A 13,375-nucleotide genomic window follows, 5' to 3' on the forward strand; every position below is an offset into this window, starting at 1 on the left:
TAAACAAAACCGGAATCCCCATAGGTAGAGGGGTTCCGGTTTTTTGTGGTGTAAGGGATTGGATTGCGATGTAGCGGTGGTATTGATTGAGTTGTTAGGCGAGGAAAAAGTGGAAATACCGGGAATTTTGATTGAAAAGGAAGTATTTGATTCTTCGGGCAGGAGAATTCATCCTGAAACTGAATAATAATTCAATATAAATATCTAATCATTAATCCGCTCACTACCGGAATTAAGTGTATTTTGAAAATAATTCGTCCTGTTTTTGAAATAATTAAACCTATTCTCAAAAAGATTGATCCTATGGGGAAGACTACTACTCTGGAAGTAATTATATTTAACCGGAAAAGAATGTATTAAACCTGTAGAATGACATTTAATCATGCAATCATGAACATTTATCTTTTTCCTTACGTTCTATAAAATACCAGTAATCCATCTTATCTTAAGACCTCCAAAGTAAAGTTCCTGCAACATTTTTTCCGCATGTCTCTCATACATAACTCATACAATGATAATAAATCTACATGTCTGAAAAAGTGGGACTATCGACAATATAAGTTAATAATGCTACAATGGAAGCGATTGCAAAATAGTTTGATAATTTAGAAAAGTAGAACAAGAGAGGTGAAGCTATGGACTCTCTTCATGTCTATCAAAACAGCTATACGATGATAGTTGTATTTATGGTGATTGCATTCATGCTCCCAATAGTGGCTTTAACAGCAGGAAAACTCTTGCGCCCGAACGAACCGACAAAAGCCAAAATGAAAATCTATGAGAGTGGTGTTGAGCCCTTTCAGGATGCACGTGTTAGGTTTAATGTACGTTATTATTTGTTTGCCTTAATGTTTGTTCTATTTGATGTAGAAACCGTCTTTTTATATCCGTGGGCTGTTGCCTATGATCATTTGGGCATCTTTGCGTTAATTGAAATGTTAATCTTTATTGTCGTGCTCTTTCTCGGTTTAGTATATGCATGGAAAAAGGGAGTGCTTAAATGGACATGAATTTAGAGGCTATTACAGCTCAAGAACGGGATGAAATGCACCGTAATGTGTTTTTTATTACCCTGGAGCAGCTTAAGTCCTGGGCGCGCAGCAATTCACTTTGGCCAGTGCAATTTGGCTTAGCCTGTTGTGCCATTGAAATGATGGGAGTCGGAGCGTCTCACTATGATTTAGACCGCTTTGGATCGATTTTTCGCTCATCCCCAAGACATTCCGATTGTATGATCGTTTCGGGAACGGTAACGAAAAAAATGGCTCCGATTATTCGTAGACTTTACGATCAAATGCCTGAACCGAAATGGGTAATTGCCATGGGTTCCTGTGCTACAGCAGGAGGACCTTATTTTTACTCTTATTCGGTAGTAAAAGGCGTCGATCAAGTGGTGCCCGTTGATGTTTATATACCTGGTTGTCCACCTAATCCAGCAGCACTCATTTATGGTATTAATAAACTCCAGGAAAAAATCCGCTATGAAGCAAAAACGGGAAAGCGGGTGACCAATACATGACAGAAGAACAGGACCATCAATCAAATCAAAACCAGGAAAAAGATACAGTAGATCCAAAAGCAAAGGATAATATAGAAGAGGCTAAGGAGCAACCTGCCGATAATCCATTGAATGAAGAGTCGCCAGAAAAAATAACCACGCCTTCAGATCAGCAAAGTTCCACAAAAAAAGAAAGATCAACGGATACTAAATCTGAACCATCTCCCACAGAGCAATCCCAAACAGAAAAATCAAAGTCAGATAAGCCTAAATCTGAACATACAAAACGACCACGAAAAAAGCACACGAAAAAAGACCAGCCTCCAGAAAAGAAAGAACCATCACCAAACCAGCCTATTTTAGACCACTATGTAAAAATCATAAACAAGAACCTCAGTAAAGATGCAATTGATGATGCGTTTGTGAACCGTTCATCAAAAGAACTTCCTACCATTGTCGCGACTCCAAAATATTACTTTTCTATTGCTAAACTTCTTAGAGATCATGAAGAACTGCAATTTCATTTTTTATCAGACATCCACGGAATTGATTATGAAAGTCATATGGAAATTTATGCTTATTTATATTCCATGAGCCGAAACCAATCCGTAGCTTTAAAGGTTAAGCTTGACCGGGAAAATCCTGCAATTTCATCCCTCGCCCCTTTATGGAAGGGGGCAAGCTGGCCGGAAAATGAGGCCTATGACCTGTTAGGGATAAGCTTTGAAAATCACCCTGATTTAAAGCGGATTTTACTTGGAGAGGACTGGGAAGGTTACCCACTACGAAAAGACTATGAGCCTTATGATGTGGAGGTGTAGCTTATGATTCGTACAGAAGAAATGCTGTTAAATGTCGGACCACAGCATCCTAGTACCCACGGAGTATTTCGGCTTGTTGTCAAAGTTGATGGGGAAATCATTAAGGAAGCTACACCAGTCATAGGCTATTTACATAGGGGGACGGAAAAATTAGCTGAGGACCTGCAATATACGCAAATTATTCCGTACACAGATCGCATGGATTACCTTTCCGCTATGACCAACAATTATGTCATTTGTCACGCAGTTGAGACCCTTATGGATTTAGAAGTTCCTGAACGTGCGGAATATTTGCGTATCATCGCAATGGAGCTTGGTCGCATTGCAAGCCATCTTGTCTGGTATGGTACGTACTTAATGGACATTGGAACGACGAGTCCATTTTTATATGCATTTCGCGAGAGGGAAATGATTATAAATTTATTAAATGAGTTATGTGGTGCCCGTCTAACCTTTAACTATATGCGAATTGGCGGAGTGAAGTGGGATGCTCCAGAGGGATGGATTGATAAAGTAAGAGAATTTATACCGTATATGAGGGAACAACTCGATGGGTACCATGAATTCGTTACAGGGAATGAGATTTTTTTGAATCGGGTAAAAGGTGTCGGTCAATATACGCAGGAGGAGGCGATTCAATATTCATTAAGTGGAGCCAATCTCCGGTGTACAGGTATTGCTTATGATTTGCGTAAAGCTGAGCCCTATTCCATATATCATCGTTTCGAGTTTGATATCCCTGTGGGAGAAACGGGAGATGCCTGGGCCCGCTATCAATGTCGAATGGCTGAAATGGCTGAATCACTTAAGATATTGGAACAAGCTGTAGAGCAGTTTCCCGAGGATGGAAAAATCATGGGTAAGGTGCCAAGGATTATTAAACCTCCAAAGGGCGAAGTTTATGTTCGAATTGAATCTCCCCGTGGAGAAATTGGCTGTTACATTGCGAGTGAAGGGAAGAAAACCCCGTATCGGTTAAAGTTTCGCAGGCCTTCCTTCTATAATCTGCAAATCCTTCCCAAATTATTGGAAGGGGAAAATATGGCTAACTTAATCGCTATTTTAGGCGGTGTTGATATCGTGCTGGGGGAGGTGGATGGATAATGGAATGGGTTAGTGGGTTATTGGCGTCAGAGCCATCAAGCTCAAATTTTTTCACTTACATATTTATTTCCCTTCCCTTACTGTCTGTTGTGCTGGGGTTTGTAACCTATGCAATACTGGCAGAGAGAAAGGTATTAGGATATATCCAATTACGTTATGGCCCTAATCGTACTGGGGGAAAATTTGGGCTTTTACAAACAGTAGCTGATGTTTTGAAGCTGTTAATTAAGGAGGACACACGACCCAAACAGGCAGATCGTCCGTTGTTTTGGCTTGCGCCCATTATAGCTTTTGTCCCTTCGTTTATGGTGCTTTCTGCTATACCGTTTACGGAGTCCGTTGTGTTCGCTAATTTTGGTGTTGGTCTTCTGTACTTTATAGCTGTCTCAGGTTTAACAACAATTGGGATTTTAACAGCAGGGTGGGCCTCAAATAACAAGTATGCCTTAATGGGAGGCATGCGGTCAGCAGCTCAAATGATTTCCTATGAAATTCCGCTTCTGATGTCATTAGTGGGGGTTGTTTTGTTTTCGGGCAGTATGAATTTAATCGAAATTGTAGAACAGCAGCAATATGTTCCTTATATATTGGTACAGCCCATTGGATTTATTATCTTTGTCATAGCTGCAACCGCTGAACTTAACCGTATTCCATTTGACTTACCTGAAGCAGAGTCTGAATTAATTGCCGGCTATCACGTAGAATATTCAGGCTTTCGTTTTGCTTTTTTCATGTTAGCTGAATATGTCTACTTATTTGCTATGTCAGCACTTATAACGGTTCTATTTTTAGGTGGCTGGCAGCCGATTCCCGGACTTGGTTTTATCCCTGATTTCGTCTGGTTTGCTATTAAATTCAGTATCGTTGTATACATGTTTATGTGGATTCGCGCAACCTGGCCACGTCTAAGAGCGGATCAGCTGATGGAATTTGGCTGGAAGATTCTTTTGCCAGCTGCAATGGCTAATATCTTTCTGTCGGCTATAGTTAAGGAGTTGTTTTTTTAAGGCTGTTTTTCATAGATTGTTACTCTATCTACCGCAGTTGAAAGTCACTTCGCTTTCCGGGAGACCGATGAGCCTCCGCGCTTGCACTATGGGGTCTCATCCAGGCGCACTTTTTCTGCAGGAGTCTGCATTTCAACTGCTAATCAATTTCATCAATACTTCATAAAATAAAAAAATCTTTTTAACAGCCTTCAAAATATAGTTTTTGCCAGCCATAACCTCTATTTTAAGGTGGTGTAAAAATGAAGGGTTTAGCAAAGGGCTTAGCTTATACCATACGTAACATGTCTAAAGAAAATGTGAGTTATTCTTATCCAGATGAACCCATGCCGATGCCAGACCGTTTTCGGGGAATTCAAAAGTTTTATCCGGAAAAATGTATTGTGTGTAACCAGTGTGTCAATATTTGCCCGACTGATTGCATTCAGTTAACAGGGAAAAAACATCCGGATCCGAATCGTAAAGGAAAAATCATTGAAACGTATGATATTAATTTTGAAATCTGTATTCTTTGTGATCTTTGTACGGAGGTATGTCCTACTGAAGCGATTGTGATGACCAATAATTTTGAGCTTGCGGATTATTCCAGGGATGAACATTTCAAAGATCTCAGGTGGTTAGATGAGAATGATACCCATATTCGAGAGGAGAATTAACCATGAATGGGGAACTGCTCGCCTTTTTAATTCTTTCAGGTGCAGCCATCCTTGGTGGAATCCTCATGATAAACCTGAAAAAAGTGGTGCATATGCTATTATCTGTTGTGCTAACCTTTGTTAGTTTAGCAGGAATCTATATTTTACTATCTGCTGAATTTGTCGCTGTCGTTCAAATTCTCATCTATTCTGGCGCGATTACGATCATCCTTGCTTTTGGCATTATGTTAACCAATCATAAAGCCCAGGAGGAAAGATCCTCGAACCGACTGAGAGCCATTTTAGTTGGGGTTGGCGTAATCATCTTTTTCTTTACCACCTATGCAGGTATAAAAAACCTTTATTTCGGAACTGGAGCTGATTCACTACATATAGACAACACGCAAAAAATCGGAGAAAGCATATTTAGTCATTACGTAATACCTTTTGAGCTGGTCTCGATAGTGCTTTTGGTGGCCTTAATGGGGGCAGTCGTACTAACCAGACAAAGGGAGGAGGATGATGAATGAGTACACTGCCACTACAGCCCTTTCTCATTCTTGCGCTAATTTTGTTTTGTATGGGTCTTTTTGGAGCGTTAACAAAGCGAAACACCATTATCGTTTTAGTTTGTATTGAACTGATGCTAAACGCTGTGAACTTAAATTTGGTGGCATTTAGTAAATACGGGGCACAGCCTGATATTACGGGTCAAGTTTTCTCACTATTTTCTATTACCATTGCTGCTGCTGAAGTTGCAGTTGGAATGGCGATATTAATTGCCTGGTATCGCAATAAGAACAGTGTCAATATTGATGAAGTGGATGAATTGAAAGACTGATTGATAGGTTAAGACACTCTTAATCTAGAAGGAAGGGATTTGGAAAAATGATTGAGTTCGTATGGCTAATCCCAACATTACCTTTGCTGACCTTTATACTACTGACAATCCTTAGGGATAAAGTAAATCAAACAGGTAGTTATATGGCTATATGCTTAACAGGAATGGCGTTTATCCTTTCTGTTCTTGTATTTATTCAGCTTATTGATGCAGGAACAGCTGTACAAGAGTGGGAATGGATTACCATTGGTTCCATTCAGATTTCGTTTGGAACATTACTTAATCCTTTAAATGGTCTTATGCTAATTTTAGTTGCCTTTATCAGTTTACTTATACATATTTACTCACTGGGCTACATGGAAAGAGATCAGCGGATGACGACTTTTTTTGCTTATTTAAGTTTATTTACAGCTGCAATGCTGGGTCTTGTCATATCTCCTAATTTACTACAGTTTTATGTGTTCTGGGAGCTTGTAGGGCTCGGTTCATTTCTATTAATTGGTTTTTATTACTATAAAAATAGCGCCAAAAACGCAGCCCAAAAGGCGTTTATTATGACTCGAGTAGGGGATATGGGACTTTTAATCGGATTAATTCTCCTCTTTTGGCAAACTGGAAGTCTGCAATTTGAAGCGATTTTCTCCGCTATAACTGGCGGGGACGTGGAAGGGAGCATGCTTACCCTGATAGCGATTCTTATTTTTATCGGAGCCATTGGAAAATCAGGTCAATTCCCATTACATACGTGGCTTCCTGATGCAATGGAAGGGCCAACGCCGGTCTCTGCTTTAATTCACGCAGCCACGATGGTAGCAGCAGGTGTTTATCTCGTCGCGGTGATGTACCCGCTTTATATGGCAAGTACAACAGCCCTCATGGTCGTCACAGTAGTGGGAGGCTTTACAGCTATTTATGCTGCATCGATTGGCCTTGTACAAAATGATATTAAACAAGTATTAGCCTACTCAACGATTTCCCAGCTTGGCTTTATGATGCTTGCTATGGGAACGCTTGGCTATACGGCAGGTGTTTTTCATTTATTTACACATGCATTCTTTAAAGCCCTTTTATTTCTAGCTGCAGGAGTAGTCATTCATGCTATTCATACCCAAAATATTAAGCAAATGGGAGGCCTTCATCAGCGGTTAAAGTTAACGAGTATTACCTTTGCTATTGGTGCCTTAGCCATTAGCGGTTTTCCGCTCTTTTCCGGCTTTTTCAGTAAAGAAGAAATTTTATCTGCTGTATGGGCTGATGGTCAGTATGGATTGTGGCTTGTAGCGTTAGTTGCGGCTTTTTTAACTTCGCTGTACATGTTCCGCTTGTACTTTCTTGTCTTTCATGGCGAAAGTAAACAGCGTTTAGATCAGATTGGATTGGTTCCTAAAACAATGAAAATTCCTATGAGTATTTTAGCGGTATTTTCTATCTTTTCCGGTTTTTTCAATACAAGCTGGTTTGGCTCATATTTAGGAGATTGGCTGATAGGTGACAATCAAATGTTGACGAATACACATCATGGAAGCTCCATTGGAGTGATGCTTATCGCTTCCATCATTTCCATTGGGGGAATCATCCTTGCCTACATGATTTATGTAAAGAAATCCTTTGATCAGACCTCGCTACAATCATCCTTTTCAGGCACCTACAAGCTATTGGCTAATAAATTTTTCATGGACGAATTTTATCATACATCCTTCGTCAAGGGTGCAAAAGGCGTAGGCAAAATATTCGTTTATGTAGAACGATACGGTGTTGGGTTCCTGCTAGCATTTATACGAGAAATGCTTACTACACTAAGTAAGTCAGGCTCAAAAACCCAAACCGGACAAACGCAGACTTATGCTGCGGTTGCGTTTTTAGGAATGGTTTTATTTACCGCTATCTACATTCTGAAGGGGGGATATTAAACAATGGGTACATTGTCATTACTCGTTTTTTCCCCTGCTATTGGAATTCTTGCTTTATTAATGACGAGGAATTCAGATAACAATCAGCGGACTCATGTTTTGGCACTGCTCTCGAGCTTCATACCATTGCTCCTTTCTATATTCGTATTTGCCCTTTTTCAAGGAGGGAATCAACTTGAAGAACGTGTTTCCTGGATTACATTTCAAGTAGCTGAACGAACGTTAACGCTAGATTATGAGCTGGCTGTAGATGGTTTTAGTGTTCTGTTAATTATATTAACTACAGTTGTTTCATTACTGGCTATTCTATCAGCCCGCTGGATGGTAAACAAAGACCTGAATCTCTTTTTTATCTTCATGCTCTTCTTAGAAATTGGAACTCTCGGGGTGTTTTCTGCCCATAATCTCATCCTTTTCTTCGTATTTTTCGAAATTACATTAATTCCAATGTTTTTTTTAATCGGGAAATGGGGTGGAACTGACCGGGAGGAAGCAGCCTTTCGTTATATTATTTATAACGGTTTGGGCTCTATGCTGTTGTTATTGGCGATAGCTGTCATATTTATAAATGTCGGAAATACAAATTTTTCAGTAGTGGCCGACTTTTTTAGTGGTGGAGAACAAAAACGTTTTCAGGCAGGGATGGCCATTGCTTTACTACTTGCATTTGGTGTTAAACTCCCAATTTTCCCGCTCCATTCATGGATGGTGAAGGTCCACGTGCATGCCCCGCCTGCGCTCGTCATGATTCACGCAGGTGTTTTATTAAAAATAGGGGCTTATGGGCTCATTAAATTCGGAGTTTTCTTTTTTCCGGAAGGCTTTGAGATCTTAGCACCTGTTATAGCCATACTAGGTTTGATCAATTTGTTATATGGCGCATTTTTAGCCTTTCGTCAAACGGAACTGCGAGCCGTTCTTGCTTATTCCAGTATATCCCATATGGGTCTAATCCTATTAGGGGTGGCGGCTCTCAATGAAGCGGGGATACAAGGAGCAATTTTCCAGGCTGTATCCCACGGTTTAATCTCAGCGTTATTCTTCTTACTCGTTGGCATTTTGCTTGTACGAACACAAACGACACATTTAAAACGGTTAAGTGGTCTTGCTCGCTTAACACCACTATTAGCAGGGTATTTTCTGGTCGCGGCACTTGCTGGTTTAGGACTCCCCGGAATGAGCGGGTTTGTCAGTGAATTTACAGTCTTTCTCGGAATCTTTAAAACCATGCCTGTAATCGGAGCAATTGGAACCTTAGGATTAATAATGACGGTAGTCTATTTCCTCAGAGCCATCCTGAATATGACATTCGGAAGCTATCGAAATACATTTGGTAATCTTAAGGATTTACGAACAGAAGAAGTGATTTCAGCAACGATTTTACTCCTATGTATTATTGGAATAGGTATTTTTCCGAACTCGGTAGCTCTCACCATCCAGCAAACGCTTGAAACCATACTTGTAGGGATAGGGGGATAAGTCATGGATTTACAAACGTTACAAAGCTTTGAATGGGGAATCATGACACCAGAGTTCACCATTTTGATTGCAGGCATTCTACTGTCCCTTTTGGATCTATTTGGAAGAGAAAGGTGGAAAAAATATTTACCTTGGCTTGCTGTTATTAGTATTGGCATAGCTATCCTCTTTTTAGGAAATCAAGCGGGCCATCAGGATGTTTCGATTCTTTATGACACGTATATATTTGATCCGTTTTCCTTTTACTTCAAATTCATCCTGTTGTTAGGTTCGTTTCTCATTTATCTTATGATTCTCTCACGAACAACCAATCATGAAATAGAAGACAGAGGGGAATATGTTTACTTATTACTTGCTGCGCTATTAGGAACGATGGTGATGGCTTCCAGTGGAGATATCATTACCCTATTTGTAGGGTTGGAGCTACTGTCTATATCCTCTTACATTATGGTTGGATTGCGAAAAAACAACTTACATTCAAACGAGGGTGCGATGAAATATGTAATAAACGGAGGAATTGCGACAGCCTTTACGCTTTTCGGCATGAGTTATGTCTACGGGATATCTGGTTCGACCAAACTTGTCGACATTTCCCGGGAAATGTCTGGTTCACTCGGCAGTGGTGAACCTGTTGCTATCATAGGCTTTATCATTCTTTTTATCGGACTGGGATTCAAAATTTCCACCGTTCCCTTTCATATGTGGGCGCCGGATGTGTACCAGGGAGCAGCCACCCCTGTCAGCGCCTTTTTAAGTGTGATTTCCAAAGCAGCAGGTTTTATGATCATCATTCGACTATTTTGGGATATATTCCATTCCATTGGTGTAGCAGCGGAAAATGACGCGTTATTTGAAGCGATTTTTGGATTTGTGGCGACAGTTTCCATCTTAACTATGGTTATTGGAAATATTGTGGCCCTTCGTCAACGAAACATGAAGAGACTCCTGGCTTATTCAAGTATTGGTCATGCTGGATATATCCTGATCCCGCTTGTTTCCCTTACACCTATGTCTTTAGAAAATATTTGGTTTTATCTTTTAGCCTATGTTTTTATGACTATCGGTGCATTCATGGTTATTTATATATTGGAACAGGCCAAAAAATCAGAGGATATTTCCATATTTTCAGGGTTATTTAAAGAATCTCCGCTTTTGGCTGTGGCTATGACCATCTTTTTGGCCTCTTTGGCTGGAATACCAGGAACTGCTGGTTTTATTGGAAAGCTGAATATCTTGATAGGTGCTGTAATCGCTAACCCTGCTCAATATCTGTTAGCAGGAATAATGGCTCTAATGACTGTGGTCTCTTATATTTATTACTTTAGTATTTTCGTCCAGATGTTTATTCGCGAGCCAGAAGAGGAACGAATTACAAATATATCAGGGTTGCAATGGACGCCTTTAATCCTTTGTGTGCTTGGTACCATAGGGTTAGGAATCTTTCCGTTTATCGCTTTAAATTTCTTTTCCTGAACCAATAGAATTGACATCGGCCTCCTTTATGTTGCAAAGTAAATAGAGATGACTTAGGAGGGACGAAATCATGGAATCAATCGGAATGACAGCTGTAATAGGTCTAGCTTCACATATTTTATTTTTTGTCCTTACATGGAAAGTGTTAGAGGGACTGCGTATTGAGCAGTTTTTCAAAAAGGGAAAAGTCGTGGAATCCCGTATTCTTTTTATCCTTGTATGTATTACGATAGGGACAACAGCCAGTAATTTCTTTCTTGATATTTTATCCTGGGCGCAGGATTTAGTTTACTTATTTTAATCATAGATAAGACGCTGAACATTTTATAACGAAATCATTTTCACGATGTTTAAACCCTCTCTCAATTGCCCATAATGAAACTAAAAAGTACGGGAGAGGGATTTCTTATGTTAAAAAAAGCCATCCTAGCTATTAGTCTATTAATCTTCTTGTTTTATCTCCATGTAAACACGCCTAAAGCGGAGAACACATATAATCTTCAGTCTTTAAATGACATTCATACATTTTTTCAGACTGAACAGCTTCATGTGTCAGAATGGCAAATCTTAATGCGCGATAAAGTGAATATAGATATAAAAAACGTAGATGATATTCTGGACACGCAATTCCCCAATGCGTCAGTTACTCACCAAATAGAAGATGAACAAACCATTAAAATATTGATAAATAACCATAATAAAATGACCGGCTTTAACGAACAGTTATCAATAGTGCGTCAGAAAAATTCATCAGAAGCGGAATTTAAATATATATTAAAGGGAGACAAGTGGAATGAAGAAGTCGAAAAAGAGGTAAAAAATACATTATCTCAACAAGTTTTGCGATTATTCGACAAAAACCCTACTATTTTCACTTGTATGCGGGCACAAAGTAATGATAATATAAAAAGTAATTATTTAGTAGATAGTTTTCAGGATTTTATGAAAATGGATAAGGTAAAAACAATAAATGAAGAAAATTTTGACACCGTATCAGGATATATTCACAATTGGACAGTAGAGGAAATACCTATATCACAGAAAGAAAAGATGAACGTACAGATAGCTGTACGTAATGGTTTGTCACATGGCGCAAATGTAATTATAGGAACGCCAATCCTTGTAACTGAATATTAATATAGTGAAAATGAGGACGCGGAGGGGAAAGTATTGGATAAAATCATCGTAAGTGGTGGGAGGCAGCTGAAAGGCACAGTAAAAGTTTCCGGTGCGAAAAATGCTGTTCTTCCTGTCATTGCAGCAAGTATAATGGCAAATGAAGGGAAAAGTGTGATACATGAAGTACCCGCACTTGCTGATGTAGAAACTATGAGCGAAGTGCTTAGAAACATGAATGTAAACGTATTATCACATGATCATACACTTTTTATAGATTCAGCAAGACCTTTAAAAACAGAAGCACCATTAGAATACGTCAGGAAAATGCGAGCATCAGTCCTTGTTTTAGGTCCCCTTTTAGCACGTTATGGCCACGCTAAGGTTGCAATGCCAGGTGGCTGTGCAATTGGTTCGAGACCTATAGATCAACATTTAAAAGGGTTTGAAGCAATGGGCGCCAAAGTCCATGTTGGAAATGGCTTTGTGGAAGCTTATACAGAAGATCGCTTAAAAGGTGCAAAAATTTATTTAGATGTTCCAAGTGTAGGTGCCACAGAAAATATTATGATGGCTGCGGTTCTTGCTGATGGTAAAACCATTATAGAAAACTGCGCTCGAGAGCCTGAAATTGTAGATTTGGCTAACTTCCTTAATAAAATGGGTGGCAAAGTGATTGGTGCTGGAACAGAAACCATAAAAATTGAAGGTGTTGATACGCTTAAAGGAACGGAACACACCACAATTCCGGACCGTATTGAAGCTGGGACTTTTATGGTTGCAGCTGCGATCACACGCGGAAATGTATATCTAAAAGGGGCGGTTTCTGATCATTTGACCTCTACTATATCTAAGCTGGAAGAGATGGGGGTCATCATTGAAGAGGAAGAAGAAGGTTTACGTGTCATAGGTCCTGAAAAGCTTAAAGCTGTCAATGTAAAAACCCTGCCATATCCAGGCTTTCCTACTGATATGCAGGCACAAATTATGACACTGGCCATGAAAGCAGAAGGAACAAGTGTTATTAGTGAAACCGTTTTTGAAAACCGGTTCATGCATGTAGAAGAATTCGGTCGTATCAATGGTAATATTCGTATTGAAGGTAGAAGTGCAATCGTTGAAGGTCCTGTCCAATTACAGGGAGCAGAAGTTTCTGCAACCGACTTACGAGCGGCGGCAGCTCTAATCATTGCCGGATTAGTAGCTGACGGTTATACACGTGTGACCGAATTAAAACACTTGGATCGTGGATATGTAAACATCGTTGCTAAGCTAAAACAACTAGGGGCGGACATCATCCGTGTAAAAGATACCACAGATGAAGAGGAAGAAGTAATTAATGAAACAGAAGATCAAATAACCTCGCTATAGGGACCGGGCAATATTGTCCCTGTATTAAATGGCAAAGCTCTTTGGAGAGATAGAATCTCCTTAGAGCTTTTTTAATGCTTGTTTTACGTATGTTCACAATTTTTTAGTTCTATCAAAACG

General features: G+C 39.7%; 15 protein-coding genes. All 15 read left to right on the top strand.

What is annotated here, in order from left to right:
- Window positions 1–43: 43 nt before the first annotated feature.
- The 15 genes from BMX63_RS17975 to murA all read left to right on the top strand — a co-directional run bounded on the left by BMX63_RS17975 (window position 44) and on the right by murA (window position 13,255).
- The gene (locus BMX63_RS17975) at window positions 44–187 is read left to right on the top strand and encodes a hypothetical protein (protein WP_177167210.1); all 144 of its coding nucleotides are present in this window, start codon (window positions 44–46) and stop codon (window positions 185–187) included.
- 448 nt (window positions 188–635) lie between these two features.
- Window positions 636–1,010 (top strand): NADH-quinone oxidoreductase subunit A, encoded by a 375-nt coding sequence (locus BMX63_RS06380; protein WP_093133109.1) that lies wholly within the window; start codon window positions 636–638, stop codon window positions 1,008–1,010.
- Window positions 1,001–1,519 carry a NuoB/complex I 20 kDa subunit family protein gene (locus BMX63_RS06385; RefSeq protein ID WP_093133111.1) on the top strand — a complete coding sequence of 173 codons (519 nt, stop codon included), beginning with the start codon at window positions 1,001–1,003 and terminating at the stop codon, window positions 1,517–1,519. The genes BMX63_RS06380 and BMX63_RS06385 overlap by 10 nt, the downstream gene beginning before the upstream one ends.
- A complete protein-coding gene (locus BMX63_RS06390; RefSeq protein ID WP_093133113.1) occupies window positions 1,516–2,319 on the top strand; it encodes an NADH-quinone oxidoreductase subunit C in 804 nt (267 codons plus the stop codon). Before BMX63_RS06385 ends, BMX63_RS06390 begins: the two co-directional genes overlap by 4 nt.
- Window positions 2,320–2,322: 3 nt before the next feature.
- On the top strand, window positions 2,323–3,423 hold the full coding sequence (locus BMX63_RS06395) for an NADH-quinone oxidoreductase subunit D (protein ID WP_093133115.1): 1,101 nt from the start codon (window positions 2,323–2,325) through the stop codon (window positions 3,421–3,423).
- On the top strand, window positions 3,423–4,430 hold the full coding sequence (gene nuoH, locus BMX63_RS06400; RefSeq protein ID WP_093133117.1) for an NADH-quinone oxidoreductase subunit NuoH: 1,008 nt from the start codon (window positions 3,423–3,425) through the stop codon (window positions 4,428–4,430). The genes BMX63_RS06395 and nuoH overlap by 1 nt, the downstream gene beginning before the upstream one ends.
- A gap of 242 nt (window positions 4,431–4,672) precedes the next feature.
- Window positions 4,673–5,086, top strand: a complete 414-nt coding sequence (gene nuoI / locus BMX63_RS06405; protein ID WP_093133119.1) for an NADH-quinone oxidoreductase subunit NuoI — start codon at window positions 4,673–4,675, stop codon at window positions 5,084–5,086.
- A 2-nt stretch (window positions 5,087–5,088) separates the two neighbouring features.
- Window positions 5,089–5,595 carry an NADH-quinone oxidoreductase subunit J gene (locus BMX63_RS06410; protein WP_093133121.1) on the top strand — a complete coding sequence of 169 codons (507 nt, stop codon included), beginning with the start codon at window positions 5,089–5,091 and terminating at the stop codon, window positions 5,593–5,595.
- The gene (nuoK, locus tag BMX63_RS06415) at window positions 5,592–5,906 is read left to right on the top strand and encodes an NADH-quinone oxidoreductase subunit NuoK (protein ID WP_093133123.1); all 315 of its coding nucleotides are present in this window, start codon (window positions 5,592–5,594) and stop codon (window positions 5,904–5,906) included. The genes BMX63_RS06410 and nuoK overlap by 4 nt, the downstream gene beginning before the upstream one ends.
- A 47-nt stretch (window positions 5,907–5,953) precedes the next feature.
- The gene (gene nuoL, locus BMX63_RS06420) at window positions 5,954–7,816 is read left to right on the top strand and encodes an NADH-quinone oxidoreductase subunit L (protein WP_093133125.1); all 1,863 of its coding nucleotides are present in this window, start codon (window positions 5,954–5,956) and stop codon (window positions 7,814–7,816) included.
- A gap of 3 nt (window positions 7,817–7,819) precedes the next feature.
- A complete protein-coding gene (locus BMX63_RS06425) occupies window positions 7,820–9,295 on the top strand; it encodes a complex I subunit 4 family protein (protein ID WP_093133127.1) in 1,476 nt (491 codons plus the stop codon).
- Window positions 9,296–9,298: 3 nt separating this feature from the next.
- Window positions 9,299–10,768, top strand: coding sequence for an NADH-quinone oxidoreductase subunit NuoN (gene nuoN / locus BMX63_RS06430; RefSeq protein WP_093133129.1), 1,470 nt, complete (start codon window positions 9,299–9,301; stop codon window positions 10,766–10,768).
- Window positions 10,769–10,838: 70 nt separating this feature from the next.
- On the top strand, window positions 10,839–11,069 hold the full coding sequence (locus BMX63_RS06435; RefSeq protein WP_245732738.1) for a DUF1146 family protein: 231 nt from the start codon (window positions 10,839–10,841) through the stop codon (window positions 11,067–11,069).
- A 107-nt stretch (window positions 11,070–11,176) separates the two neighbouring features.
- Window positions 11,177–11,905, top strand: a complete 729-nt coding sequence (locus tag BMX63_RS06440; protein ID WP_177167211.1) for a YwmB family TATA-box binding protein — start codon at window positions 11,177–11,179, stop codon at window positions 11,903–11,905.
- 33 nt (window positions 11,906–11,938) lie between these two features.
- Window positions 11,939–13,255, top strand: coding sequence for a UDP-N-acetylglucosamine 1-carboxyvinyltransferase (gene murA / locus BMX63_RS06445; protein ID WP_093133134.1), 1,317 nt, complete (start codon window positions 11,939–11,941; stop codon window positions 13,253–13,255).
- The last annotated feature ends 120 nt before the right edge of the window (window positions 13,256–13,375 follow it).

The organism is Salinibacillus kushneri (assembly GCF_900111405.1).
GTDB classification, from domain to species: Bacteria; Bacillota; Bacilli; order Bacillales; family Alkalibacillaceae; genus Salinibacillus; species Salinibacillus kushneri.